This window comes from Pseudomonas sp. 58 R 3 (genome assembly GCF_900006605.1).
Classification (GTDB): domain Bacteria; phylum Pseudomonadota; class Gammaproteobacteria; order Pseudomonadales; family Pseudomonadaceae; genus Aquipseudomonas; species Aquipseudomonas salomonii.
In genome coordinates this window covers 1-24,952 of the sequence record NZ_CVTT01000081.1, presented here as the reverse complement: position 1 = coordinate 24,952, position 24,952 = coordinate 1, and the positions used below count along the sequence as shown (strand labels likewise).

Here is a 24,952-nt window from a genome sequence, read left to right as displayed (position 1 = left end):
ACAATGTGAATGTGTTTCTTCAGCTAGATCCTTGAGTGATTCGCACATCCCCGCCATCATGCCCACCATCGCCAATCACCCACCGAGCCACGCCGTGCCTGATTCCTACGTTTTCTCTGAACAAGTTGGCCATCTGCTGCGCAAGGCCTACCAGCGCCACTTGGCGATCTTTCAGCAGAATGTCGGCGACTCGCAGCTCACCGCCGTGCAGTTCGTCACCCTGTGTGCGCTGCGCGATCAGGGTGCAAGTTCCCTCACCGAGCTGGTCAAGGCCACGGCCGTCGACCAGGCGACCATTCGCGGTATCGTCGAGCGGCTCAAGAGCAAGGCGCTGATTACCCTGGAGCCGGATCCCCAGGACAAACGCAAAGTGGTGGTCGACCTGTCGCCAGCCGGCGCCGAACTGGTCACGCAAACCGCGCCGCGCGCCGCGCAGATCAGCGAGCTGACCATGAGCAACCTCAACCCCGCAGAGCGGGTGGCGGTGCTGTTCCTGCTGCGCAAGATGATCGACGACCCGCAGGAATAAAACGGCGCTGGCATCGTTTTTGCTCTGAGTTCATGTAGTAGTCACTTCACGTGTCAAGTGTGTCGCGAGGCCCCACATCCGCGACGCTTTTTTTTGACTGTTTCGTGTAGTGGTTGCTTCATCAACTGATACAGGCGAAGCGAATGATCAGTCCACCCATCACCGTTGGTCTCAAGGTCAACGGCCACACCCGCGAAGTCAGTGCCATGGCGGATACGCCGCTGCTGCTGGTGCTGCGCAATGACCTGCAACTCAACGGCCCCAAGTACGGCTGCGGCCTGGGCGAGTGCGGTGCCTGCACCGTGATCATTGATGGCGTGGCGGCGCGGTCGTGCGTGTTTCCACTGGCGGGTGCAACCGGGCGCGAGATTGTCACCCTCGAAGGCCTCGGCACTCGCCAGGCGCCGCACCCGGTGCAGCAAGCCTTTATCGATGAGCAGGCGGCGCAGTGCGGCTATTGCCTCAACGGCATGATCATGACCGCCAAGGCGTTGCTCGACCGCAACCCCAACCCCAGCGAAGCCCAGGTGCGCAATGAGCTGTCGGGGAACCTGTGCCGTTGCGGCACCCATATCGAAATCCTGCGCGCCGTGCTGCGTGCCGCGCGCCTTATTAGCGTGGAGGGCCGACCATGACGGTTATGTCCCGTGAGCAATGGCTGGCCAAGGCTGGCGTGTTATTGATTGTCGATGATGTGCTGCCACCTTCAGGCCCGGTGGCCAAGGGCGGCACACCCACCGTTAAACCGAAGGAACTGGGATTGTTCATAGCGGTAAACGATGACGGCCTGGTGTATGCCTTCAACGGCCATGTGGACCTGGGCACCGGCATTCGCACCTCGCTGGCGCAGATTGTGGCCGAGGAGTTGGACCTGAACCTGCAGCAGGTCAAGATGGTGCTGGGCGATACCGAGCGCGCGCCCAACCAGGGCGCCACCATCGCCAGTGCGACCTTGCAGATTTCGGCGGTCCCGCTGCGTAACGCGGCTGCCGAAGCACGGCGCTTTTTGCTCGCGCGCGCAGCGGGGCGCTGGGGCGTGAGCACCGGCAGCCTCAAGGTTGAAGCCGGGGTTGTGCATGCCGCCGACGGGCGCACCACCACCTACGGCGAGTTGGTCAGCGGCCAGCATGACCAGTTGCGCATCAGTGGTGACGCGCCGTTAAAACCTGTCGAAGATTACCGCCTGGTCGGCAAGGACGCCGCGCGCGTGGATATCCCCGGCAAGGCCACCGGCGAGCTGACCTATGTGCACGACATGCGTGTGCCGGACATGCTCCATGGCCGCGTGGTCCGCCCACCGTATGCCGGGCTCGACTGCGGCGATTTTGTCGGCAACAGCCTGCTGAGTGTGGATGAGGCGTCCATCGCGCATATCCCCGGCATTGTCGCGGTGGTGGTGATTCGCGATTTTGTCGGTGTGGTGGCGTTGCGCGAAGAACAGGCGATCAAGGCCGCCCACGCACTCCAGGTGCACTGGAAGCCTTGGCGCAACGCTTTGCCGGACATGAGCGATGTCGAGCAAGCCATCCGCGACAACCCACGGGTACGCCGCACGGTGCTCGACCAGGGCAATGTCGACGAAGCCCTGGCGGGCGCCAGCCAGCGCATGCCGCGCAGCTATTTGTGGCCGTACCAGATGCATGGCTCGATCGGGCCTTCGTGTGGCGTGGCGGACTATCAAGCAACCGGCAGCCGCGTGTGGTCGGGCAGCCAGAACCCGCACCTGCTGCGCGCCGACCTTGCGTGGTTGCTGGAATGCGACGAAGCGCTGATCGACGTGATCCGCATGGAAGCCGCCGGCTGTTACGGGCGTAACTGCGCGGACGATGTGTGCGCCGATGCGTTGCTGTTGTCGCGCGCCGTGGGCAAGCCGGTGCGGGTGCAACTGACCCGCGAACAGGAACACCTGTGGGAACCCAAGGGCACCGCGCAGTTGATGGACGTGGACGGCGGGCTCAACGCCGACGGCAGCATTGCCGCCTATGATTTTGAAACCAGCTACCCGTCCAACGGCGCGCCGACCCTGGCGCTGTTGCTCACTGGCCGCGTGGAGCCGGTGGCGGCGATGTTCGAGATGGGCGACCGCACCTCGATCCCGCCCTACGCCATCGACAATATGCGCGTGACCATCAACGACATGGCGCCCATCGTGCGCGCCTCGTGGATGCGCGGCGTATCGGCGTTGCCCAACACCTTTGCGCACGAATCCTATATCGATGAGTTGGCCTTCGCTGCGGGCGTCGACCCGGTGGAATACCGCCTGCGCTACCTCAAGGACGAGCGCGCCATCGACCTGGTCAAATCCACCGCCGAACGGGCCAATTGGGCGCCGCGCACGGCGCCGATGCAAACCGCCAGCGATGACCACCTGTTGCGCGGTCGCGGCTTTGCCTATGCGCGCTATATCCACAGCAAGTTCCCCGGCTTCGGCGCGGCGTGGGCGGCATGGGTGGCGGACGTGGCGATCGACAAACACACCGGCGATGTGTCGGTGACGCGGGTGGTGATCGGCCATGACTCGGGGATGATGATCAACCCGGCGGGCGTGCAGCATCAGATCCACGGCAATGTGATCCAGTCCACCAGCCGTGTGCTCAAGGAGCGGGTGACCTTTGAAGAGTCGACGGTGGCGAGCAAGGAGTGGGGCGGCTACCCGATCCTGACCTTCCCCGAAGTGCCGCAGATCGACGTGCTGATGATGCCGCGCCAGGACCAGCCGCCCATGGGCGCCGGTGAGTCGGCCTCGGTGCCGAGTGCGGCGGCGATTGCCAATGCGATCTATGACGCCACCGGTATTCGTTTTCGCGAGTTGCCGATAACGCCCGAGCGGGTGTTGGCGGCGCTGAACGCCGGCACCCTTGGTGAGCCTGCCAAGTCGCCGGAAAAACGCAGGAAGTGGTGGTTCGGTGCGTTGTTTGCCACCTTGGGGGCGCTGATGGCGACGGCCTGGCCGTTTCACAACGAAATCGCACCGATCGCGCCGCCCGGCGCGGGCACCTGGTCCAAGGCTACCCTCGAACGCGGGCGCTTGCTGGCGGCGGTGGGCGATTGCGCGGTGTGCCATACCGCGCCGGGTGGCGCCGCGAATGCCGGCGGCCTGGCCATGCAAACGCCGTTCGGCACGCTGTACAGCAGCAATATCACCCCAGACGTGAAAACCGGCATCGGCGCCTGGTCGTACCCGGCATTCGAGCGGGCGATGCGTGACGGCATTGGCCGCGATGGGCGCAACCTGTACCCGGCGTTTCCCTATACCGCGTTTCGCAATATCAATGAGGCGGACATGCAGGCGCTGTATGCCTACCTGATGTCCCAGGCGCCGGTGAGCCAGGCGCCGACGCCGAATGCCATGCGCTTTCCGTTCAATATCCGGCCGTTAATGGCGGGCTGGAATGCACTGAACCTGCGGCGGGGTGAAATCACCCCACAGCCTGAGCGCAGCGCGCAGTGGAATCGCGGCAATTACCTTGTCAATGGCCTGGGGCACTGCGCCGCGTGCCACTCGCCGCGCAACCTGATGGGGGCGCAGAAGGGCGGCAAATCCTTCCTTGCCGGGGGCGTGGTCGATGGCTGGGAGGCACCGGCGTTGACGGGCCTGTCCAAGGCACCGACGCCGTGGACCGAAGATCAATTATTTACTTACCTGAGCACTGGCTACTCCGATGCCCACGGCGTGGCGGCAGGCCCGATGGGGCCGGTGGTGAGTGAGTTGTCAAAGCTGCCCAAGGCCGATATTCGTGCGATGGCGGTGTACCTGGCGTCGCTCAAGGGCGAGGCAACTGCCGAGGCGCAGGTCCAGGTTGCGACTGTTGCGAACCCCAATGGCCGACGTGTATTCGAAGGTTCGTGCAAGGCCTGTCACGCCGATGGCCTGGGGCCGAAGCTGTTTGGGGTGAGCCCGTCATTGGCGAGCAATACCAACGTGTTCAGCGATCAGCCGGATAATTTGATCCAGGTGATTTTGCAAGGCATCAGTAACCCGGCGACCCAGGACCTGGGGTATATGCCGGGGTTCAAGGACAGCCTGTCGAATAACCAGGTAGCGGATCTGGTGGCCTACCTGCGCACGCGCTTTGCACCCAATGCGCCGCAGTGGAAGGGCCTGGAACAAAAGGTCGCGCACCTGCGCGCCAACCCTGGCACTCACTGACAGGACGCGGTTAAAACTGTGGGAGCTGGCTTGCTCGCGAATGCGGTGGGTCAGTCAATTTATCTGTCACTGGCCCACCGCATTCGCGAGCAAGCCCGCTCCCACAGGATGAACCGGTTTCTACCGGGAAATCGGCGTTACACCCCGCAGCACCAAGTCACTGATAAACCCCAGCCAATCCTGCTGCTGTCCCTTGTCCGCCAAATCTTCACCGAGGAATGAACTGAGGGTGTGGCGGTTGGAGTTATAGAAGTAGCACAGCGAGGCAATCATCAAATACACGTGTTTGAGGTCGATGTCCTGGCGAAACACACCCTGGGTCTGGCCGGCTTCGATGATCGGGCGTAACACGCCAACCGCTTCGCCCGACAGCCTGCGCATCTCACCCGACTGCCGGGCATGTTTGCCCTGGTGCAGGTTCTCGATGCTCAGGATCGCCACGAACTCGGGGTGCTTGACGTAGTAGCTCCAGATAAAGGCCACCAGTTCACGCAAGGCTTGCACGGGGTCGCCCAGGTCCAGCTTGAGCGTGCTTTCGGCTTTATTGAACTGTTCGTAGACCTGTTCCAGCACACAGACGAACAAGTGTTCCTTGCTGCCGAAATAGTAATAAAGCATGCGGTCGTTGGAGTCCGCGGCCTTGGAAATGGTGTCGACGCGCCCACCGGAATAGCCGTCGCGGGTGAACACCTTGACCGCCGCCTGCAAGATGCGCGCACGTGTCTGGTCGGCCTGTTGCGCCCGAATCCCGGTCTTTTTGATCGCCATCACAAAGCGCCTTGCCGCCAGTCTGGGCGCGAAATATAGCATGGGCTTTTTCGAGCCCGTTCTATGACCGACAAGTTCTGTAATAAAAACGCCATTGCGCTGGGGATTGGATTCGAGTCGGGCTATTTTGGTGCACCTCAATAAATAGAGTAGCCATGGATGAAATACCAACCCTTCAGCCGTACCCTGATTGCCACTGCGCTGGTGCTGACGGTCAGCGGTGTGCAAGCCGCGTCACAGGCCCCGGTGGCCGGTGAAAATGGCATGGTGGTGACCGCCCAGCATTTGGCCACTCATGTCGGCGTGGAGGTGCTCAAGGCCGGCGGCAACGCGGTGGATGCGGCGGTTGCCGTGGGCTATGCGCTGGCCGTGGTGTACCCGGCAGCGGGCAACCTCGGCGGCGGCGGCTTTATGACCGTGCAACTGGCAGATGGGCGCAAGACCTTCCTCGACTTCCGTGAAAAAGCCCCGTTGGCAGCCACCGCCGACATGTACCTGGACAAAGACGGCAAGGTCATCGACGGCCTCAGCGCCAAGGGCCACTTGGCCGTCGGCGTACCCGGCACCGTGTCCGGCATGGAAACCGCGCTGAACAAATACGGCACCCTCAAGCGCGCCCAGGTGATTGCCCCGGCGATCAAACTGGCCGAAAACGGCTTTGAACTGGAGCAGGGCGATATCGACCTGCTGCACACCGCCACCGGCGAGTTTGAAAAAGACAAGGACCTGCGCGGGATCTTCCTGCACAACGGCCAGCCGATGCAGGTCGGCCAGAAGCTGGTGCAGAAAGACCTGGCCAAGACCCTCAAGGAAATCTCCGCCAAGGGCACCGACGGCTTCTATAAAGGCTGGGTCGCCAAGGCGCTGGTGGACTCCAGCCAGGCCGGCAAGGGCATCATCACCCAGGCCGACCTCGACAAGTACAAGACCCGCGAGCTGGCGCCCATCGAGTGCGACTACCGTGGCTACCACGTGGTCTCGGCGCCACCGCCAAGCTCCGGCGGCGTGGTGATCTGCCAGATCATGAACATCCTCGAAGGCTACCCGATGGCCGACCTGGGTTATCACTCGGCCCAGGGCCTGCACTACCAGATCGAAGCCATGCGTCACGCCTACGTGGACCGCAACAGCTACCTGGGCGACCCGGATTTCGTCAAGAACCCCATCGCGCACCTGTTGGACAAGGACTACGCCGCCAAGCTGCGCGCCGCCATCGAACCGCAGAAAGCCGGGGATTCCCAGGCGATCAAGCCAGGTGTGTCGCCCCATGAAGGCAACAACACCACCCACTATTCCATCGTCGACAAGTGGGGCAACGCGGTGTCCGTGACCTACACGCTCAACGACTGGTTCGGTGCCGGCGTGATGGCGAGCAAAACCGGGGTGATCCTCAACGATGAAATGGACGACTTCACCGTCAAGGTCGGCGTGCCGAACATGTACGGGCTGGTGCAGGGCGAAGCCAACGCTATCGCACCGGGCAAGGCGCCGTTGTCATCAATGAGCCCGACCATCGTCACCAAGGATGGCAAGGCAGTGATGGTGGTCGGTACACCGGGCGGCAGCCGGATTATCACCGCGACGTTGCTGACCATCCTTAATGTCATCGACTACAAAATGAACATCCAGGAAGCCGTGGACGCGCCGCGTTTCCACCAGCAGTGGATGCCTGAGACCACCAACCTGGAAACCTTCGCGGTGAGCCCGGACACCCAGAAGATTCTGGAAAGCTGGGGCCATAAGTTTGCCGGTCCCCAGGATGCCAACCACTTGGCGGCGATCCTGGTGGGCGCGCCTTCGCTGGGCGGCAAGCCGGTGGGCAACAACCGTTTCTACGGGGCGAACGACCCGCGTCGTAACACCGGTTTGTCCTTGGGCTACTGAGGCGTTAGACATTGCCCTTGACGCGGCTGGGCAAGCAGTTGCTCGACCGCCTCAAGGGCTGTGGCGCGGCGTGCTTCCCAGTCGCCACGTATCACCAGGGCGGGTTGTTGGTGCTGTTCGATCCAGTCCAGGCTGCCTTGGAAAAACACCCGGCGATCGGCCAGTTCAGGCTGGCAGCGCTGGCCGTCGGCGCTCCATTCCACGTCCTCGGGGGACAGCAGCAGGTGCAGGTCGTAATGGCGGGCCAGCAGCTCGTCATCCAGCCACGCCGGGTAGTCACCGAACAGGGTCTGGCTCCAGAGCTTGTTGGTCAGCAGGTTCGTGTCGAGGATCAGCAGGTGAGGCTGCGCGGCGCGGGCGGCGTCTTCCCAGGCCAGTTGGCCACGGGCGATGGCCGGGATGTCCGCCAGGGTGGTGTCGCGCTGGTGATGGTCGATGAAATAGCGCACGTATTCACCCACCATCAGCCCACCGAAGCGGGCGTGCAGTTGCGTGGCCAGCCAGCTTTTGCCGCTGGATTCGGGGCCGGCCAGTACCACCACTTTCATGCGTGCAACGCCGGGTCGGCGCGCCATTCACGCCAGCCCTGCACGGCGATCACGGTGAACAGTGCATACAGCGCGGCGGTGAGGTACAGGCCTTTGTAGAGAAACAGGCCGACAAAGATCACGTCCACGGCGATCCACAGCGCCCAGCATTGCACGCGTTTTTGCGCCATCCACATTTGCGCCACCAGGCTGAAACCGGTGAGGGCGGCATCCAGCCAGGGTTGCGCGGCATCGGTCCAGTGGGCCATGGCGGCGCCGAGCAGCGCGCTGAACACGGCGCCGACGGCGAGGCTGACCATGATCGCGGGCCAGCCCAGGCTTGTGACCTGGCGGCCCTGCTTGACCTCACCTGCGCGGGTCCATTGCCACCAGCCATAGAGTTGCAGGCCGGCGTAGACCACTTGCAGGAGCATGTCGGAGTAGAGTTTTACGTCGAAGAACACCCAGGTGTAGAGCAGCACCATCACCAGGCCGATGGGCCAGCACCAAGGGTTTTGTTTGACCGTCAGCCAGACAGCGATCACCCCCAGGGCGGCGGCGAACAGTTCAAGCCCGGACATGGTGGTTCCTTGGGAGAGTGGGTGAGGGCGGTGATTGTAACCAAGATGGTGGGTCGTAGGAATGCTCGTTCCCACGCTCTGCGTGGGAATGCATCCCCTGACGCTCCGCGTCAGGCCTGGACGCAGAGCGTCCGTGGCGGCGTTGCCACGCGGAGCGTGGGAACGATCATGAGTACTAGATCTTGAACTGGCGCAACAACCCCTCAAGCTGCTCACTCAACCCGCGCAAATGCGCACTCGCCACGCTGGATTGCTCTGCCGCCAGGGCCGTGCTGTGGGACAAGCCTGCCGCCTGGGTGACGTTCTGGTTGATGTCCTCCACCACATGCGCCTGTTGCAAGGTCGCGCTGGCAATCGAGGCATTCAGCCCGTTGAGGTTGCGCAATGCCTGGCCGATGGCGGTGAGGCTCGCCCCTGCCTGTCCCGCTTGCTCAATGGTTAGTTGCGAGGCGCTGTGGCTGTCGCTGATCACTTTAACCGCCGCTTCCGAATGACCTTGCAGGCGCTCGATCATCACCTGGATTTCGGCCGTGGATTTTTGCGTGCGCTGGGCCAGCAGCCGCACTTCATCGGCGACCACGGCAAACCCACGACCCTGCTCACCGGCACGCGCCGCCTCGATGGCGGCGTTGAGCGCGAGCAAGTTGGTCTGGTCGGCAATTGAACGGATCACTTCCAGCACGCCACCAATCTGGGTGCTTTCACTGGAGAGCGTGCGGATCACCTCCACGGCCTGGCTGATGGTGCTGGAGAGCTGGTCGATCTGTTGCAGGCTGCCGTCGATATTCACCTGGCCCTGCTGCGCCTGGGCCTGGGCGTCGCGCATTTCGCTGGCGGCATGCTCGGCGTTTTTTGCCACGTCCTGCACGCCATAGGTCACTTCATTGATCGCCGTGGCCACCAGCTCCATCTGCTGGGACTGTTGCTGGCTGCGGTCGTGGGCCTGGCTGGCATTGGTGCCCAGCTCCGTGGACGACTGGCCCAGCGCGTTGGCACACGCCTGCAATTGGCCGACCACCTGGCGCAGCTTGGCGGTGAAGCTATTGAAGTGCAGCGACAGTTGAGTGACCTCGTCGCGCCCGTGGGTGTCGAGGGTGCGGGTCAGGTCGCTTTCGCCGCTGGCAATATTGCCCATGGCGTTCACTGCCGCCTGCAATGGGTGCACGATGCTGCGCGCGATCAGGATCACCAGCAGCGCCATCACCAGCGCAATGCCCAGGCCGATCAGCGAGGCTTTCCAAACCTGGCCGTTGAATTCAGCCTGCACATCATCCACATACACGCCGGAACCGATAATCCAGCCCCACGGCTCGAACAGTTGGATGTACGAGGTTTTCTCCACCGGCGCGTCGGCGCCCGGTTTGGGCCAGCGATAGTTGACGATCCCCGCGCCCTTGGCCTTGGCCAGGAGCACAAATTCATTGAACACCGCAAAACCGTCCGGGTCGCGGATGGCCGAGAGGTTCTGGCCGTCGAGCTTGGGGTTGGCCGCGTGCATGATCATCACGGGCGTCAGGTCGTTGATCCAGAAGTAATCATCGTGGTCGTAGCGCAGGCCGCGGACTGCGCTGAGGGCTTGCTGTTGCGCGGCCTCGCGGGTCAGTACGCCGGTTTTTTCAAGGTTTTGATAGTAAGCCAGCACGCCGCTGGCGGTTTGCACCACGTGCTGGGTCTGCTGGCGTTTTGCCTGGTAGAGGTCGCCATGGATCTGCTTGAGCATCAGCAACCCGAGGGTCAGCAGCATCAACACGGCGACTATCAGGATCAGCCAAAGACGGCGGCTGATCGACATGCTGCGCAAACTGTTCATCGTCCTGTCACTCCGTGCTTTTTATAATTGTGTGCTGCATCGACAATTCCATCTTGTCTGATAGGCTTTCGGCCTGTAACCGAAAAACCTGAGTACTCCCTGATTTTTCACGAAATTTTTGCGCTCGGCTGGTGAAAATCCGCAGCGCATCACGATTGCACGTGGTCAGTGAACATTAAAAAGACAGACAAGGCGTGCCGCAGCGCATGACCTTTGGGGGATACATGGATTTTTGGACCGCCATACAGGCATTGATTCTTGGCGTGGTGGAGGGGCTGACCGAGTTCCTGCCGATCTCCAGCACCGGGCACCAGATCATCGTCGCCGACCTGATCGGCTTCGGCGGCGAACGCTTTGAAGCGTTCAACATCATTATCCAACTGGGCGCGATCCTCGCGGTGGTCTGGGCGTTTCGGCGCAAGATCCTCGACGTGGTGATGGGCTTGCCGACCCAGCCCAAGGCCCAGCGCTTTACCGTCAACCTGATCATTGCGGTGCTGCCGGCGGTGGTGCTGGGGGTGATTTTTGCCGACCTGATCAAGCATTACCTGTTTAACCCGATCACGGTGGCCACCGCGTTGGTAGTGGGCGGGGTGATCATGCTGTGGGCCGAGCGTCGCCAACATGCGGTGCACGCTGAAACGGTGGATGAGATCACCTGGAAAGACGCGCTCAAGGTCGGCGTGGCCCAGTGCCTGGCCATGATTCCGGGCACTTCGCGCTCGGGCGCGACCATTATCGGCGGCCTGTTGTTCGGCCTGTCGCGTAAAACCGCCACCGAGTTCTCGTTCTTCCTGGCCATGCCGACCATGGTCGGCGCGGCGGTGTATTCGGGCTACAAATACCGTCACCTGTTCCAGCCCGATGACTTGCCGGTGTTTGCCATCGGCTTTGTCACCTCGTTCATCTTCGCGATGATTGCGGTCAAGGCGTTGCTCAAGTTCATCGCCAGCCACAGTTACGCGGCGTTTGCCTGGTATCGGATCGCGTTCGGCCTGGTGATCCTGGCCACCTGGCAATTCGGCTGGATCGACTGGACGGCGGTCAAGCCATGAGCATTCAATACCCGCGCCTGAAGGCGCTGATTTTTGTGTTGCTGTGCGCCGCGCCACTGATCGGCTCGGCGCTGCTGTGGTATCGCGGCGAAACGCTGATTCCGCTGGCCGCCTATGGCGTGGTCAGCGTGGTGGCGTTTTTCCTGTACTGGGGCGACAAACGCAAGGCCCAAACCGAAGGCCCGCGCGTGCGCGAAAATATCCTGCATGCCGTGGAACTGGCCGGTGGTTGGCCCGGGGCGTTGATTGCCCAACAGGTGTTTCGCCACAAGACGCGCAAGGTGCCGTATCAGGTGCTGTTCTGGGTGATTGTGGTGCTGCACGAGGTGTTCTGGCTCGACCAGTTGTTCCTCGGCGGCACGCTGCTGTCAGTCCTCTAGCAACAAGCCAACCTGCGTGCGCTTGGGCAGTTTGCTCACCACCAATTGGTGCGAGCGCTGCAACAGGCCACGCAGTTCCTCGGCGCCGAGCGGGTAGGGCGTGTTCATGATCACCCACTGCGCCCGCGCCAGGTAGGGCGCCGGGTGAATGCCGGGGCGGTCCACGTGGCCGAGGAACAGTTCCTTGTCGACCTTGAACGCCAGCGAGTCTGCGCGCAGGTTCTGCACGGCGAACATCTTGTTGCCGGCAATCGAGAACACGCGCACGCCGCCCCATTTGTAGTCTTCACGTGCGCCGGGCAGGCCCAGGCAGAACGCCGCGACTTGTGCTTCGCTCATCTTCATAGCAAACGGTCTCCGCAACCCTTGAAGGCTTCTTCCAGATAGTCGATCCAGGCCCGAATCGCCGGTAAAACACCACGGCGATGCGGGTAGACCGCCTGCAGCCAGCCGCCCGGCGAGGACCATTGGGGCAGCAACTGCACCAATTGGCCGCTGGCCAATTCTTCTTCGCAATACATCATCGGCAGCAGGGTAAAGCCCAGGCCCTGCAAGGCGCAGGCTTTGCGCACGATAAAGTCATCGATGCCCAGGCGCGCTTCCATGGATAAGTTTTCGGTATTGCCCTGCGGGTCGATCAACCGCAAGTGCACCAGGCGGTCAGCCTCAAGCGCAGCGAGTACCGGCAATTGCTTGAGATCGTCCGGGGTCTTGATTTGCTTGCCTTGCAGGAACTGTGGGCTGGCCACCAACACGGTCTGGGCCTGGCGCAGGCGCTTGGTCACCAGCAACGGGTCTTCATCGCCCAGTTCGCGCACGCGCAGGGCCACGTCGATGCCTTCAGCCACCAGGTCGACGCGTCGGTTGACCAACATCATCTCAAGCTGCACCAGTGGGTGAGCGGCGAGAAAGCCGGCAACCATCCCCGGCAACATGTGTTGGGCCATGCCCACCGGGCAACTCACCCGCAGGCGCCCGCGCGGTTCGCTGGACATGCTGGCCACGGCCTCGTCGGCCATTTCCGCCTCCAGCAGCATCGCCTGGCAATGGCGCAGGTAGCGCTCGCCGACGGCGGTGAGGGTCAATTGCCGCGTGGTGCGCTGCAACAGGCGCGCGCCGAGGCGTTCTTCCAGTTCGGCAATGCGTCGTGACAGCCGTGACTTGGGAATCCCCAGCAGCCGGCCGGCCGCCGCAAAGCCGCTGGCTTCGACGACTTTGGCGAAATAGTAGAGGTCGTTGAGGTCTTGCATGGTCAACCTATTGTCCTGTCAGTGGGACGAACTATCCGCGCCTGGCCTGCACAAATCCAGCCTGAAAAACAACCAGCACCTTGCAGGCACTGGCTTTTGGAGGGCAGAGGGCTTAGAACTGCGCCCCCGCCATCAACACATACTTCACATGCACGTACTCCTCGATCCCGTAATAGCTGCCTTCACGCCCATAGCCGGACTGCTTGATGCCACCAAACGGAACCGACGCCGTGCCCACTGAACCCGAGTTGAGGATCACCATGCCAGCCTCCAACTGACGTGACAGGCGCAACGACCGGCCGAGTGCGCTGGTGTAGGCGTAGGCCACCAGGCCGAACTCGGTCTGGTTGGCGCGGGCGATGACCTCTTCTTCATCCTTGAACGAATAGAGGGCGAACACCGGGCCGAAGATCTCTTCGGTGGCCAGTGGTGAATCGTCCTGCAAGCCGGTCAAAACGGTCGGTTCATAGAACAGCCCACCCTTGGCGTGGGGTTTGCCGCCCATCAGCACCTTGGCGCCCGCCGCCCTGGCCTCGTCGACCAGGCGCACGACTTTGTCGAAACCCCGTTGATTGACCAGCGGCCCGACCACAAAGCCTTCGCGCAGGCCCTGGTCTACTTCGATGTTGGCGACCGCAGCCTTCACGCGTTCCATAAAAGCTTCGAAAATGCTGTGCTGCACAAAGATCCGGTTCGGCGAGATGCACACCTGGCCCGAGTTGCGCAGTTTGGCGCTGACCAACCCTTGTACCGCCGCATCCAGGTTGGCGTCCGCAAATACAATAAACGGCGCATTGCCGCCCAGTTCCAGGGTCATCTTCTTGATGGTTGCCGCGCATTGCGATGCGAGCAATTTGCCCACGCCGGTGGAGCCGGTAAACGAGATCTTGCGGATGCGTGGGTCACCGGTAAGGATCAGGCCGATTTCCTGCGGGTCACCGACCACCACTTCGAGCACGCCGGCTTCGATACCGGCCCTGCGTGCGTAGTCCAGCAGCTTGAGGGCGGTGAGCGGCGTGTCTTCAGCGGGTTTGATCACCATGGTGCAGCCGGCGGCCAGGGCTGTGGCGACTTTGCGGGTGATCATCATGAACGGGAAGTTCCACGGCGTGATGGCTGCGACCGGGCCGATGGCTTCCTTGGTCACCACTACATTGGCATTGCGGTCGTGGGTGGGGATGGTGTCGCCGTAGACGCGTTTGGCCTCTTCGGCGTACCACTCGATAAAGCCCAGGCCGTAGTCGATTTCACCTCGGGCTTCGCTCAGGCACTTGCCGTTTTCACGGCAGAGCAGTTCGGCGAAGGCTTCCTTGTCGGCCTTAACGCTGTCGTGCCAGCGGCGCAGGATGTCGCTGCGCTCTTTGGCGAGTTTGCCGGACCAATCGGGAAAGGCTGCGCAGGTGCGGTCAACGGCAGCCTTGACCTGGGCTGAGGTGTGTTTGGCCACACGGCCGATTTCTTCACCGGTGGCGGGGTTGTAGACGATAAGCATGGGCAAACTCCGAAGGCTGAAAGTACAGGTTCAGGCTACGGAACACGGCGGCTTGAGCGAATATCCATTCCAATGTGCTGATTGCCTATTCCTATGAGTGCATAGCCATGGCGGTATTTGCGCAGTACCGTGCTGTTTTCGCCAGGAACCACGTGCCATGGGCCGCACCCAACGAATCATCGCGCTGATGGGCCGCTTGGCGCCTGTCGAAGGCTATAACCTGAGCGCTCTGGAGGACGTGCGCTTTCTTCGCTCAAATCAGCCGCTGCACCGCGTGCCGGTGTTGTATGACCCAGGCATTGTGATTGTCTGCCAGGGGCGCAAGCGCGGTTATCTGGGCGAAGAGGTTTACCTGTACGACGCCCAGCATTACCTGGTGGTGTCGGTGCCGGTGCCGTTCACCATGGAAACCGAGGCCAGCGAAGCAGAGCCGATGCTGGCGGTGTACGTGCGCCTGGATTTCACCCTTGCCGCCGAATTGATGTTGGCTTTGGATGGGTTTCCCGAGTTGCGCGAAGCCAAGCCGCGCGGCATGTATTCCTCGCCCATGGACGACAAACTCAGTGAGTCGCTGCTGCGGTTTCTCGAAGCCATGAGTGCGCCGATGGAGGCACAGGTCCTCGGCCCCGCGCTGATGCGCGAGCTCTACTACCGCATCCTCACGGGCGAGCAGGGCGGGTCGATGCGTGCCGCGCTTAACCGCCAGGGCCAGTTCGGCAAGGTGGCGCGGGCGATTCGCAAGATTCATGGGTTTTACCACCAGCACCTGGACGTGGAAGTGCTGGCGCGGGAGGCGATGATGAGCGTGCCGAGTTTTCATGCGCACTTTCGCACCGTCACCGACACCTCGCCGATGCAATACCTCAAGTCCACGCGCCTGCACCAGGCGCGCTTGTTGATGCTGCGCAACGACATCAGCGCCGCCACGGCGAGCGCTCAGGTGGGCTATGAAAGCGCTTCGCAGTTCAGCCGAGAGTTCAAGCGCTTGTTCGGGCGCACGCCCCAGCAAGAGATTCAGTGGATGAAGCGCACTTACGCGCTGCCGGCGCCCTCGTCGGCGTCTATTTATGTGTCGTCGCATTGAGAATTTAGATCGATTGTCCTGCTGGCGGGACAAACAATCACATTTGTGCCGTCTAATCGACTATTGGGTTCATGTGTAGGATTAACCTCATTCGATCGCCCAGCCGCGATCCTCACTTGGAGAACCCGCATGAAACTGTTGCATATCGATTCCAGCATCCTCGGCGACAACTCGGCTTCCCGTCAGCTCAGCGCTGGTGTGGTCAAGGCCTGGCAAGCGGCTCAGCCGGGTGTGGAAGTGACCTATCGTGACCTGGCTGGCGAAGGCATCAGCCACTTTTCCGGCCTGACCCTGGGCGCCCTGGGCACCGCTGCCGAATTGCGCGACGCCGTCCAAAAACACGAGGCTGAACTGAGCGCCACGTCCCTGGCTGAATTCATCGCCGCTGACGCTGTAGTGATCGGTGCGCCGATGTACAACTTTTCGGTGCCGTCCCAGCTCAAGGCCTGGATCGACCGTATTGCGGTCGCCGGTCAAACCTTCCGTTACACCGAAGCCGGCCCTGAAGGCCTGTGCGGCGGCAAGAAGCTGATCATTGTTTCCACCGCTGGCGGTCTGCACGCGGGCCAGGCAAGCAATGTGGGCCACGAGGACTACTTGAAACTGGTATTTGGCTTCCTGGGCATCACGGATATCGAATTTGTCCGCGCCCAGGGCCTGGCCTACGGTGAAGAAGTTCGCAGCAAAGCCTTGAGCGATGCCAACGTCGTAATCAACGAACAACTGTTCGCCGCCGCGTAAGGCTTGTGTAAAGTTCGCCTCTGTTCGGTTCCAATCTGAACCGGGGCGCCTAAACTCTGTATTCTGATCGCCTGAACGCGACCGGAGTACGGAGTTTTTTCGTTTGCCCGCTGTCATTACTTTGGCCCAGGTTATGCACACATGGGTTTATCACCCGCAGCGAGTGCCTTGGCCCATGGACTTTTCAAACCGACATGCCGCGGGTGTTGAACGTGGTCGCGCAGCAAAGGTGGACATCCCCATGATGCGTCTTTGTGCTGTTTTGGTTCTTTCCCTGTTCGGCGGCCTGATTTCAGTGCACGCCGCCCCGGCGCCGCACCCGCATTGGAGTGTGGGCTTTCATCGCATGAGTTTTCTCGACCCGCTGGATCAGCAGCCGATGAACGCCATCGCGTTCTACCCGTCCACCGACGATGAACATTCCACGCAGTTGGGCCCTTACCACGTGGCCGCCACCCAGGATTCCAAAGTCGCTATCGGGCGTTTCCCGATGCTGATGCTGTCCCATGGCAACACCGGTACACCGCTGGCGCTGCACGACCTGGCCACTTCACTGGCACGCAAGGGTTTTGTAGTGGTGGCCGTTTTGCATCCTGGTGACAACTACAAGGATCACAGCCGCCTGGGCACGGTGAGCAACCTGTACGGGCGGCCGATCCAGATTTCCGCAGCGATTACCGCCACGCTCGGGGATACGATGCTGTCGCCGTTCGTCAATATCGACCAGGTGGGGGTTATCGGGTACTCAGCCGGCGGTGAAACCGCGCTGATCCTGGCCGGGGCCAAGCCGGATTTCGACCGCCTGCGCCGTTATTGCCAGGAACGCCCGGAAGACCGCGATGCCTGCACCACCAAAGGAGAGCTGGTGGTCGACCGTGAAGACCTGCAGCCGCAAGCCGACCCACGTATTCATGCCTTGATGCTGATGGCGCCGCTGAGCCTGATGTTCGGCCGCCACACCCTGGCCGATGTGCACGTGCCGGTGCTGCTCTACAGCGGCGACGGCGACAAGCTGGTGGCCGTGGACAAGAACGCCGCCGCCCTGGCGCGTAAACTGCCGCAACCGCCGGATTTCAAACTATTGGCCGGGGCCGGGCACTTTGTGTTCATGGCACCGTGTGACAGCGACCAACTGCTGGCCATGCCGGCGATTTGCACGGATGCCGACGGTGTCGACCGCGAAGGCATTCACCGCGACCTGATCTCGGAAGCGGGGCGCTTTTTCGTGCACACTTTGGGTCAGTCGACCCGCGCCGGTTTGCAGACTGCTGATCAGTAAGCGCGGCGCTTGAGCTGCACGGTCAGGCACAGCGCCGTGACCGACAGCAGCGCAGCGCAGAAGAAAATCCAGCCATAGCCGAGGTTCAGCGCCACGGCGCCCATCAATGGCCCGGCAATCGCCAGGGCCAGGTCAAAAAACACCGCATACGCACTCAGCCCCGCGCCACGGCTGCTGTTGGGCACCTGCTTGATGGCTTCCACGCCCAGCGCCGGGTACACCAGCGACAAGCCGAAGCCGGTGAGCCCGGCGCCGATCAGCGCCACACCGGTGGACGGCGCCAGCCACAACAGGGTCAGGCCGACGGTTTCGATGGTCATGCAGGCAATCGCCGCGCTGAACCCGCCGAAGCGGCTGATGGCCGAGATAAACACCAGGCGCGACAAGATAAAACACACGCCGAACACCGTCAGGCAGTACGCCGCACCGGCCCAGCCACGGTTGAGGTAATACAGGGTGATAAAGGTGGTCAGCGTGCCGTAGCCGATCGACGCCAGGCACAGGCTGGCGCCAAACGGCGCAATGCGCCCGAACACCGCCCAGAACGGCAAGCGTTCGCCACGCACTACCGGTACTGAGGGTTTATTGCGGATCAACACCAGGCCCAAAGCGGCCAGCACCGACAGCGCGATACCGAGACTGTTGTAGCCATAATCGGCCACCATCACCACGCCCAGCGGCGCGCCTATGGCAATGGCGCCGTAGGACGCGATACCGTTCCAGGAGATCGAGCGCCCCGTGTGTTCGGCACCGACCGCGCCCATGCACCAACTGATGGTGCCAACGCCGATCAGGCCTTGGGCCACGCCGAGCAGCAGCCTGCCGACGATCAACACCCCAAGGCTCACGGCGGGCATGCTTTCAAGCAAGGTGGCAAAAAACGTCAGCACGCCGCTGACCAGGATGCCCGCCAAGCCCAGCACAATCGCGCGTTTGGTGCCCACATTGTCCGACATCCTCCCCGCCATCGGCCGGCTGAGCAGGGTGGCCAGGTATTGCGCGCCGATGGTGACCCCGGCGACTACGGCGCTGAAGCCCAGTTGTTCATGCACATAGCCGGGTATCACCGCGATCGGCAGGCCGATGCAGATAAAGGCAATAAAGGTGTAGAAAACAATGGAGACGATCTGCAGGGTGATCGACAGGGAACTGGGGGCGACGGCAGGCATGGTCACTCATTCGCGGGCGGGCGGTGAGGGCATGATGGCAAGGGCGTGGGGGAAAAGGAAGCTGGCTAACGGGTTTTGCTGAATGGGCCGCATGAGGCGAGGGCTTCATTGTGGCGAGCAGGCTTGCCCTGCGTTGGGCTGCGCAGCAGCCCCAATAAAAAACACCGCGTTCTGCCAGGCAAAACGCGGTGTTTGGTTTTAGGGCCGCTTCGCAGCCCAGCGCAGGGCAAGCCTGCTCGCCACGGGAAGCGGGTCTGCAACAGTAAGCCGGCCTGCCACAGCGGGTGCTTAGAACACCACGCCCTGGCTGCGCAGGTAGTCGTCATAGGTGCCGCTGAAGTCGATCACGCCGGTGGCGCTCAACTCGATAATGCGGGTGGCCAGGGACGATACGAACTCACGGTCGTGGCTGACGAAGATCAGCGTGCCCGGGTAGTTTTCCAGCGCCAGGTTCAGCGCTTCGATGGATTCCATGTCCAGGTGGTTGGTCGGTTCGTCCATGATCAGCACGTTCGGCTTTTGCAGGATCAGCTTGCCGAACAGCATGCGGCCTTGCTCACCACCGGAAATCACCTTCACCGACTTCTGGATCTCGTCGTTGGAGAACAGCATGCGGCCCAGGGTGCCACGGATCATCTGCTCGCCTTGGGTCCACTGGCCCATCCAGTCGAACAGGGTCACGTCGTCTTCGAAGTCATGGGCGTGGTCCTGGGCGTAGTAGCCCAGCTCTGCGGCGTCGGTCCACTTGATGCTGCCGGCGTCCGGGGTCAGTTCGTTGACCAGAGTGCGCAGTAGGGTGGTCTTGCCGATACCGTTCGGGCCAATGATCGCCACGCGCTCGCCGGCTTCAACCTGGAAGCTGAAGTCCTTGAACAACGGCTTGCCGTCGAAACCCTTGGCCATTTTTTCGACCATCACCGCCTGGCGGTGCAGCTTCTTGTTCTGCTCGAAACGGATGAACGGGCTCACACGGCTCGAAGGCTTGACCTCGGCCAGCTGGATCTTGTCGATCGCCTTGGCACGGGACGTGGCTTGCTTGGCTTTCGAGGCGTTGGCCGAGAAGCGGCTGACGAAGGACTGCAGTTCGGAGATCTGCGCCTTCTTCTTGGCGTTGTCCGACAGCAGTTGCTCGCGGGACTGGGTCGCCACGGTCATGTACTCGTCGTAGTTGCCCGGGAACAGGCGCAGCTCGCCGTAGTCCAGGTCAGCCATGTGGGTGCACACGCTGTTCAGGAAGTGACGGTCGTGAGAGATGATGATCATCAGGCTGGAGCGCTGGGTCAGGATGTTTTCCAGCCAGCGGATGGTGTTGATGTCCAAGTGGTTGGTCGGTTCGTCGAGCAATAGCACTTCAGGGTCGGAGAACAGCGCCTGGGCCAGCAATACCCGCAGTTTCCAGCCTGGGGAGACTTCGCTCATCGGGCCAAAGTGCTGCTCCAGCGGAATACCCAGGCCCAGCAGCAGTTCACCGGCGCGGGATTCGGCGGTGTAGCCGTCCATTTCGGCAAATTCGGTTTCCAGCTCGGCAACGGCCATGCCGTCTTCTTCGCTCATTTCCGGCAGCGAGTAGATGCGGTCACGCTCAGCCTTGACCCGCCACAGCTCTTCGTGGCCCATGATCACGGTGTCGAGTACGGTGAATTCTTCGTAGGCGAACTGGTCCTGGCGCAGTTTACCCAGGCGCACGTTCGGCTCCAGCATGACCTGGCCGCCGGACGGCTCGAGGTCGCCGCCGAGGATTTTCATGAAGGTCGACTTGCCGCAACCGTTGGCACCGATCAAACCATAACGGTTGCCGGCGCCGAATTTGACCGAGACGTTCTCGAAGAGCGGCTTGGCGCCGAACTGCATGGTGATGTTAGCTGTGGAGATCAATTACTTTACCTATCAATGAGTTGCGAGCGTGGCGGCAGGAGCCTTCAGGCATGCGTCAACAGCGACATCAAGGCGCGAAACCCGGTCGCTGAGCAGAATATTTTGGCTGTGTGTTGGAATTTGGCGCGCATTGTCGCATATGTCAGGCGACAGTTGTATGGCAGGCGAACGATGGTTTTTCCAAGGTCTCCGGCATCGCCAGCCATAACAGCGCCAAGGCTGCCGCAGCCACGCCGGCCAGGGTCAGGAATGCCGCGTTGTAGCCGGCTTGTTGTACGACGAAACCGGCCAGGCTGCTACTCAACGCCGCACCCAGGCCAAACACCGTGGACAACGCGCCGAGGCTCACATTAAAACGCCCGGTGCCCTGGGTCAGGTCCTTGACGATCACCGGGAACAGCGCGCCAAAGATCCCCGCGCCGATGCCGTCGAGCATCTGCACCGCCACCAGCCAGTACGGATCACTGGACAAGGTGTAGAGCACGCCGCGCAGCGGCAGAATCAGGAAACCTGCGAGCAGCAACGGTTTGCGCCCCCACAGATCGGCCTTGAGCCCCACCAGCCAGGCCATCGGCACCATCACCAGCTGCGCGGCGACGATGCACGCCGAAGTCAGCGGCGTGGCCATCTGCAGGTTGATCTGCGCAAGCTTCTGGCTGACCAGTGGCAGCATCGCTGCATTGGCCAGGTGGAAGAGGGCGCAGCAGATGGCGAATATCAGCAGCGGCCGGTTGGCCAGCAGCACTTTCACGCCGGACGGTTGTTCGTGATCGCTGTGGTGGGCCGGGTCAAAGCCTCTGGCGACTTCATGGTCAATCGCCTTGGCCGATACGCAGCTCACGGCCACGATACTGGCCAGCGCCATAAAGGCCATCAGGTAAAACACCACCACCGGGCCATACAGGTACGCCAGGCCGCCGGCCAGCAGCGCGGCCACGGCATTGCCGGCGTGGTTGAAGGTTTCATTGCGCCCCGTACGCCGGGTGAAGGCGCGTGGTCCGGTAATCCCGAGGGAAATGGCGGATATGGCCGGGGCAAACACCGAGGCGGCCACGGCGCTGGCGGCCTGGGTCAGGGCCACCCAACTGAAGGTGCTGACAAACGGCAGCAGCAGGCAACTGGCGGTCACCAGGATCGCAGCCACGGCGATCACGGCGCGCTTGCTGCGTGTGCGGTCGATCAGCGCACCCGCCGGGCCTTGGGTGACCAGTGCGGCGATGCCCGCCAGGGTCATGACCACGCCGATGCTGGCCGGGTCCCATTGGTGCACGGCCAGCAGGTAAATCGCCAGGTATGGCCCTAGGCCGTCGCGCACATCCGCCAGGAAAAAGTTGAGGCTGTCCAGGGACAAGGTATTACGCAGGTCAGAGTGATTGGCCACGGCGCTGTCTTCGCAAAGGGTGTTCAGGGGCTGGACACTCGTTGGGTTAGTGACGCATGGGCCTGAACAGAAGTTTCGCGGCTGCTGAGGGTTTTATCTTGCAGGTATTTGGATTATTTTCCGTAGCCCGCTGAAATGACTCTCTGGAGACGCAATGGACATGCCCTCAGCTCAACAGGCTATCGCCAGTAACAAGGCCGCCTGGGACGCTTCTGCCGCGCTGCACAAAGACACCGCGACCTGGAATACACTGCTGCAATCGGTCGCTGAACCGACCTTTTCGCGCCTCGATCCGACCATTACCGCGCTGTTGCAAACGGTCGGCGTGGCCGGCAAGGCGGTGGTGCAAATCGGCTGTAATAACGGGCGTGAAAGCCTGTCGCTGTTTGGCCTTGGCGCGCGTGAGGTGGTGGGCGTCGATCAATCGGCAGCTTTTCTGGCGCAAGCGCGGGAACTGGCTGAATGTTCACCGCATAACCCGCAGTTCATCGAAGCCGATATTCATCACCTGCCTGAGCACCTGCTTGGCCGGTTTGATATCGCCTTGGTGACCATTGGCGTACTGGGCTGGATGCCGGATGTGGCGCTGTTCATGCAGCACGTGGCCAGTACCCTCAAGCCCGGCGGCACCCTGGTGATCTATGAGACTCACCCTTTCCTGGAAGTCTTCGACCCTCAGGCCAGCAATCCGCTATTGCCCGCCAGTTCGTACTTTCAACGCGATCCGTTCGTGCTGCAATCGTCGATTGTGTATGAAGGACTGACACAGATTCCTGGGCCGACGTCCTATTGGTACGTGCATACCCTGGGCAGCGTGGTCAGCGGGGCGATTGCGGCGCACCTGCAGATCGAGCATCTGCAGGAGTACCCGCACTCCAACCGGGAAGAGCTGTATGACCAGTACGAACACCAGCCGGCTCAATTGCCATTGTGTTTTACCCTGACGGCCATCAAACGCTCGGTTTAAAGCGGTTTTGGCGCACAAAAAAAGGCCCGCGACAGTAGCGGCGGGCCAAGTGAATCACTGGAGTAGGTGGCCTCACGCTAAAGGCCTGAAGGTGAAGGCTGTGTGAAAACCCTGTCGGCGTTTCGGATGCCAGCGGTTTTACCGGCGACGCACAAAGGTGCGCATGGTTTGCCCTGGCCCGGTGCTGAAGACGGTCGGGCGGGGCATGCCTTCATCCGCCGCGATAAACACAAAATCGTCGCCTTCGAGGCGATAGCTGGCGGGTAAGGCTTTGTCGGCGTCATCGCCCATGGAGTCCACCCAGGTAATGCGTTTGGGCGTGGTGCTGCTGTCCAGTGTGAACCGGCCAGCCAGCAATATGTCGCCATTCACGGTTTGGACTTCGAACTGATCGCCACGAATAGTGGTAATGGCACCCGGCGCGCTGTGTGCGTCGGGCGGGTTGTGTACGCCGCTGTCTTCCAGGCAGATCTGCTCCCAGGCGCCCTGGAGCGCGGTGAAGTCGGGGTCTGGTTGAGGTGTCATGCAAGTTCCTTTTGCGGGAGGTTGATCGGCGCGATTGTAACTGAAAGGGGCCTGGAACCTGGTTGGACGGCGAGTTTTTTCTGCGTTGGCAGCGCCACCGCCTGCACTGTAAGTAGCCCCACTCCGGGCTTGCGTCCAGACAGGTGGTTGCGCGTCCTACACGCTGCGTAGACAGCTTTTCACAATTCTTAGTTAACCTTTGGTTACAAACTGTGGCTAAATAAAGGCCAATGGCCTGGTTCCGGAAGAGACTTGTCCGGCCAGCCGCCAATGTGTAATTGTGATTTCAGGTGCTGCTTATTAATCCTCGGCCGTTGTGTGCACGCAGGAGCAGCCTGTTCTCTTCTGACTTGTGACGAATCCCTTGAAACTCATCATTGTTGTTCTCTACGTTGCCTCCATTGCGTATGTTCACCTGCGTGGCAGAGTGCGACACAAGTTGGGTCGCCAGCTTAGCGATCACTCGACGTTCCTGGCGCCGATCAACTGCTTCCTCTACTTGTTTTCCAAGCAGCCAAGCCGTCCGTTTCTGTCGCCCAGCGACTTTCCGGACCTGAGCCCGCTGCAGGAGCACTGGGAGGAAATCCGCCAGGAAGGCCAGAACCTGATGCGTGCGGGTGAGATCAAGCGCTCGGACCAATACAATGACGTGGGTTTCAACTCGTTCTTCAAGTCGGGCTGGAAGCGCTTTTATCTTAAATGGTACGGCGACAGTCATCCGTCGGCGATGAAGTTGTGCCCGCGCACCACTGAACTGGTGCAAGGTATTGGCTCGATCAAGGCGGCGATGTTTGCCGAGTTGCCGCCGGGTTCCAAGCTGGTGCGTCACCGTGATCCTTATGCAGGCTCCTATCGTTACCACTTGGGGCTGGATACGCCGAACGATCCGGGTTGCTATATCAATGTGGATGGCGAGAGTTACTACTGGCGTGACGGTGAGCCGGTGATGTTTGACGAGACTTACATTCATTACGCTGAGAACACGACGCAGCAGAACCGCATCATCTTGTTCTGTGACATTGAGCGCCCGATGAAGTACCGCTGGGCGGCGGCGTTTAACCGGTGGTTCAGTCGTAATGTGATGGCGGCGGCGGGTTCGCCTAATGATGAGGGTGACAAGACGGGCGGGTTGAACCGTGCGTTTACGCGGTTGTACAAGATCCGTTTGCGTGGCAAGGAGCTGAAAAAGCGTAATCGGGCGCGGTATTACCTGGAGAAGTGGGCGATTTTTGCTGGGTTGGCGGTGATTTTTATTTTGATCTGACTTGCCTGGTTTGTGTTTTATTGCGGTTTTTTTGGTGTACAGATCCGTTGCTGCGGTAACGGCTACCTATGGTTCCGCTCTTCTTACAGCGGGTCACTTTTGGCAAACGCCCGGAATGCCGTCCTTGCAAAAGTGACCCGCTGTAAGAGCCATGCCTTTCAAGGTCTGCGTTTAAGAACTCATTTAAAGCAGTGTTTAAGTCTGTTTATCCGACTTGGCAGCCTTGAGCACCCGAGCTGTT

At 61.4% G+C, this 24,952-nt stretch carries 22 protein-coding genes; 11 read left to right on the top strand and 11 right to left on the bottom strand.

What is annotated here, in order from left to right; translation table 11 throughout:
* Positions 1 to 94 precede the first annotated feature (94 nt).
* The 3 genes from BFP92_RS25390 to BFP92_RS25380 all read left to right on the top strand — a co-directional run bounded on the left by BFP92_RS25390 (position 95) and on the right by BFP92_RS25380 (position 4,679).
* The gene (locus tag BFP92_RS25390) at positions 95 to 529 is read left to right on the top strand and encodes a MarR family winged helix-turn-helix transcriptional regulator (RefSeq protein ID WP_083221688.1); all 435 of its coding nucleotides are present in this window, start codon (positions 95 to 97) and stop codon (positions 527 to 529) included.
* A gap of 143 nt (positions 530 to 672) precedes the next feature.
* Positions 673 to 1,164: a (2Fe-2S)-binding protein gene (locus BFP92_RS25385; RefSeq protein WP_065911696.1), complete on the top strand. Its 492-nt coding sequence runs from the start codon at positions 673 to 675 to the stop codon at positions 1,162 to 1,164.
* On the top strand, positions 1,161 to 4,679 hold the full coding sequence (locus BFP92_RS25380; RefSeq protein ID WP_065911694.1) for a molybdopterin cofactor-binding domain-containing protein: 3,519 nt from the start codon (positions 1,161 to 1,163) through the stop codon (positions 4,677 to 4,679). Before BFP92_RS25385 ends, BFP92_RS25380 begins: the two co-directional genes overlap by 4 nt.
* A gap of 120 nt (positions 4,680 to 4,799) precedes the next feature.
* Here BFP92_RS25380 and BFP92_RS25375 read toward each other — a convergent pair whose 3' ends face one another.
* Positions 4,800 to 5,447 (bottom strand): TetR/AcrR family transcriptional regulator, encoded by a 648-nt coding sequence (locus BFP92_RS25375; RefSeq protein ID WP_065911692.1) that lies wholly within the window; start codon positions 5,445 to 5,447, stop codon positions 4,800 to 4,802.
* 159 nt (positions 5,448 to 5,606) lie between these two features.
* On the opposite strand from BFP92_RS25375, the gene ggt reads away from it, so the two are divergent.
* On the top strand, positions 5,607 to 7,331 hold the full coding sequence (ggt, locus tag BFP92_RS25370; RefSeq protein WP_065911690.1) for a gamma-glutamyltransferase: 1,725 nt from the start codon (positions 5,607 to 5,609) through the stop codon (positions 7,329 to 7,331).
* Here ggt and BFP92_RS25365 read toward each other — a convergent pair.
* The 3 genes from BFP92_RS25365 to BFP92_RS25355 all read right to left on the bottom strand — a co-directional run bounded on the left by BFP92_RS25365 (position 7,325) and on the right by BFP92_RS25355 (position 10,249).
* Positions 7,325 to 7,879 carry an AAA family ATPase gene (locus tag BFP92_RS25365; protein ID WP_065911688.1) on the bottom strand — a complete coding sequence of 185 codons (555 nt, stop codon included), beginning with the start codon at positions 7,877 to 7,879 and terminating at the stop codon, positions 7,325 to 7,327. The two genes, ggt and BFP92_RS25365, sit on opposite strands and share 7 nt — an antisense overlap.
* Positions 7,876 to 8,439: a nicotinamide riboside transporter PnuC gene (gene pnuC / locus BFP92_RS25360; protein WP_056859884.1), complete on the bottom strand. Its 564-nt coding sequence runs from the start codon at positions 8,437 to 8,439 to the stop codon at positions 7,876 to 7,878. Before pnuC ends, BFP92_RS25365 begins: the two co-directional genes overlap by 4 nt.
* Before the next feature lie 175 nt (positions 8,440 to 8,614).
* The gene (locus BFP92_RS25355) at positions 8,615 to 10,249 is read right to left on the bottom strand and encodes a methyl-accepting chemotaxis protein (RefSeq protein ID WP_065911686.1); all 1,635 of its coding nucleotides are present in this window, start codon (positions 10,247 to 10,249) and stop codon (positions 8,615 to 8,617) included.
* 224 nt (positions 10,250 to 10,473) lie between these two features.
* Here BFP92_RS25355 and BFP92_RS25350 point away from each other — a divergent pair, with 224 nt between their 5' ends.
* Positions 10,474 to 11,304, top strand: a complete 831-nt coding sequence (locus tag BFP92_RS25350) for an undecaprenyl-diphosphate phosphatase (RefSeq protein WP_058419678.1) — start codon at positions 10,474 to 10,476, stop codon at positions 11,302 to 11,304.
* Positions 11,301 to 11,684, top strand: a complete 384-nt coding sequence (locus BFP92_RS25345; protein ID WP_065911685.1) for a DUF1294 domain-containing protein — start codon at positions 11,301 to 11,303, stop codon at positions 11,682 to 11,684. The genes BFP92_RS25350 and BFP92_RS25345 overlap by 4 nt, the downstream gene beginning before the upstream one ends.
* On the opposite strand, the gene BFP92_RS25340 is transcribed toward BFP92_RS25345, so the two are convergent.
* From BFP92_RS25340 to BFP92_RS25330, 3 genes are all read right to left on the bottom strand, one after another.
* A complete protein-coding gene (locus BFP92_RS25340; RefSeq protein ID WP_065911681.1) occupies positions 11,673 to 12,029 on the bottom strand; it encodes an MmcQ/YjbR family DNA-binding protein in 357 nt (118 codons plus the stop codon). The two genes, BFP92_RS25345 and BFP92_RS25340, sit on opposite strands and share 12 nt — an antisense overlap.
* Positions 12,026 to 12,934, bottom strand: coding sequence for a LysR substrate-binding domain-containing protein (locus tag BFP92_RS25335; RefSeq protein WP_065911679.1), 909 nt, complete (start codon positions 12,932 to 12,934; stop codon positions 12,026 to 12,028). Before BFP92_RS25335 ends, BFP92_RS25340 begins: the two co-directional genes overlap by 4 nt.
* Positions 12,935 to 13,046: 112 nt before the next feature.
* Entirely contained in the window at positions 13,047 to 14,426 is a 1,380-nt protein-coding gene (locus BFP92_RS25330) for an NAD-dependent succinate-semialdehyde dehydrogenase (RefSeq protein ID WP_065911677.1), read from the bottom strand.
* A gap of 157 nt (positions 14,427 to 14,583) precedes the next feature.
* Here BFP92_RS25330 and BFP92_RS25325 point away from each other — a divergent pair, with 157 nt between their 5' ends.
* The 3 genes from BFP92_RS25325 (at position 14,584) to BFP92_RS25315 (ending at position 17,530) form a co-directional block, all read left to right on the top strand.
* Positions 14,584 to 15,510 carry an AraC family transcriptional regulator gene (locus BFP92_RS25325; RefSeq protein WP_065911676.1) on the top strand — a complete coding sequence of 309 codons (927 nt, stop codon included), beginning with the start codon at positions 14,584 to 14,586 and terminating at the stop codon, positions 15,508 to 15,510.
* Between the two features lie 129 nt (positions 15,511 to 15,639).
* Positions 15,640 to 16,251 (top strand): FMN-dependent NADH-azoreductase, encoded by a 612-nt coding sequence (locus tag BFP92_RS25320; RefSeq protein ID WP_065911675.1) that lies wholly within the window; start codon positions 15,640 to 15,642, stop codon positions 16,249 to 16,251.
* Positions 16,252 to 16,492: 241 nt separating this feature from the next.
* Complete coding sequence (locus tag BFP92_RS25315; protein ID WP_065911674.1) at positions 16,493 to 17,530, top strand: alpha/beta hydrolase family protein; 1,038 nt, start codon at positions 16,493 to 16,495, stop codon at positions 17,528 to 17,530.
* Here BFP92_RS25315 and BFP92_RS25310 read toward each other — a convergent pair.
* From BFP92_RS25310 to BFP92_RS25300, 3 genes are all read right to left on the bottom strand, one after another.
* Entirely contained in the window at positions 17,524 to 18,699 is a 1,176-nt protein-coding gene (locus tag BFP92_RS25310) for an MFS transporter (protein WP_065911673.1), read from the bottom strand. The genes BFP92_RS25315 and BFP92_RS25310 overlap by 7 nt on opposite strands.
* Before the next feature lie 288 nt (positions 18,700 to 18,987).
* Complete coding sequence (locus BFP92_RS25305; protein WP_074854431.1) at positions 18,988 to 20,574, bottom strand: ABC-F family ATPase; 1,587 nt, start codon at positions 20,572 to 20,574, stop codon at positions 18,988 to 18,990.
* Between the two features lie 142 nt (positions 20,575 to 20,716).
* Entirely contained in the window at positions 20,717 to 21,955 is a 1,239-nt protein-coding gene (locus BFP92_RS25300; RefSeq protein ID WP_065911671.1) for an MFS transporter, read from the bottom strand.
* A 154-nt stretch (positions 21,956 to 22,109) separates the two neighbouring features.
* On the opposite strand from BFP92_RS25300, the gene BFP92_RS25295 reads away from it, so the two are divergent.
* On the top strand, positions 22,110 to 22,922 hold the full coding sequence (locus BFP92_RS25295) for a class I SAM-dependent methyltransferase (protein ID WP_065911669.1): 813 nt from the start codon (positions 22,110 to 22,112) through the stop codon (positions 22,920 to 22,922).
* Positions 22,923 to 23,060: 138 nt separating this feature from the next.
* On the opposite strand, the gene BFP92_RS25290 is transcribed toward BFP92_RS25295, so the two are convergent.
* Positions 23,061 to 23,447: a TIGR03067 domain-containing protein gene (locus BFP92_RS25290; protein WP_065911668.1), complete on the bottom strand. Its 387-nt coding sequence runs from the start codon at positions 23,445 to 23,447 to the stop codon at positions 23,061 to 23,063.
* Positions 23,448 to 23,811: 364 nt separating this feature from the next.
* Between BFP92_RS25290 and lpxO the strand changes: the two genes are divergently transcribed.
* The gene (gene lpxO, locus BFP92_RS25285) at positions 23,812 to 24,711 is read left to right on the top strand and encodes a lipid A hydroxylase LpxO (RefSeq protein ID WP_065911666.1); all 900 of its coding nucleotides are present in this window, start codon (positions 23,812 to 23,814) and stop codon (positions 24,709 to 24,711) included.
* Positions 24,712 to 24,952 lie beyond the last annotated feature (241 nt).

Excerpts from the sequence above, each read along its gene's own strand:
- BFP92_RS25335 (WP_065911679.1), bottom strand. The coding sequence starts at position 12,934 with ATGCAAGACCTCAACGACCTCTACTATTTCGCCAAAGTCGTCGAAGCC.
- BFP92_RS25315 (WP_065911674.1), top strand. The coding sequence starts at position 16,493 with ATGATGCGTCTTTGTGCTGTTTTGGTTCTTTCCCTGTTCGGCGGCCTG.
- BFP92_RS25330 (WP_065911677.1), bottom strand. The coding sequence starts at position 14,426 with ATGCTTATCGTCTACAACCCCGCCACCGGTGAAGAAATCGGCCGTGTG.
- BFP92_RS25350 (WP_058419678.1), top strand. The coding sequence starts at position 10,474 with ATGGATTTTTGGACCGCCATACAGGCATTGATTCTTGGCGTGGTGGAG.
- BFP92_RS25340 (WP_065911681.1), bottom strand. The coding sequence starts at position 12,029 with ATGAAGATGAGCGAAGCACAAGTCGCGGCGTTCTGCCTGGGCCTGCCC.
- BFP92_RS25385 (WP_065911696.1), top strand. The coding sequence starts at position 673 with ATGATCAGTCCACCCATCACCGTTGGTCTCAAGGTCAACGGCCACACC.
- ggt (WP_065911690.1), top strand. The coding sequence starts at position 5,607 with ATGAAATACCAACCCTTCAGCCGTACCCTGATTGCCACTGCGCTGGTG.
- BFP92_RS25295 (WP_065911669.1), top strand. The coding sequence starts at position 22,110 with ATGGACATGCCCTCAGCTCAACAGGCTATCGCCAGTAACAAGGCCGCC.
- BFP92_RS25365 (WP_065911688.1), bottom strand. The coding sequence starts at position 7,879 with ATGAAAGTGGTGGTACTGGCCGGCCCCGAATCCAGCGGCAAAAGCTGG.
- BFP92_RS25345 (WP_065911685.1), top strand. The coding sequence starts at position 11,301 with ATGAGCATTCAATACCCGCGCCTGAAGGCGCTGATTTTTGTGTTGCTG.
- BFP92_RS25320 (WP_065911675.1), top strand. The coding sequence starts at position 15,640 with ATGAAACTGTTGCATATCGATTCCAGCATCCTCGGCGACAACTCGGCT.
- BFP92_RS25310 (WP_065911673.1), bottom strand. The coding sequence starts at position 18,699 with ATGCCTGCCGTCGCCCCCAGTTCCCTGTCGATCACCCTGCAGATCGTC.
- BFP92_RS25375 (WP_065911692.1), bottom strand. The coding sequence starts at position 5,447 with ATGGCGATCAAAAAGACCGGGATTCGGGCGCAACAGGCCGACCAGACA.
- BFP92_RS25355 (WP_065911686.1), bottom strand. The coding sequence starts at position 10,249 with ATGAACAGTTTGCGCAGCATGTCGATCAGCCGCCGTCTTTGGCTGATC.
- BFP92_RS25380 (WP_065911694.1), top strand. The coding sequence starts at position 1,161 with ATGACGGTTATGTCCCGTGAGCAATGGCTGGCCAAGGCTGGCGTGTTA.
- pnuC (WP_056859884.1), bottom strand. The coding sequence starts at position 8,439 with ATGTCCGGGCTTGAACTGTTCGCCGCCGCCCTGGGGGTGATCGCTGTC.
- BFP92_RS25290 (WP_065911668.1), bottom strand. The coding sequence starts at position 23,447 with ATGACACCTCAACCAGACCCCGACTTCACCGCGCTCCAGGGCGCCTGG.
- BFP92_RS25325 (WP_065911676.1), top strand. The coding sequence starts at position 14,584 with ATGGGCCGCACCCAACGAATCATCGCGCTGATGGGCCGCTTGGCGCCT.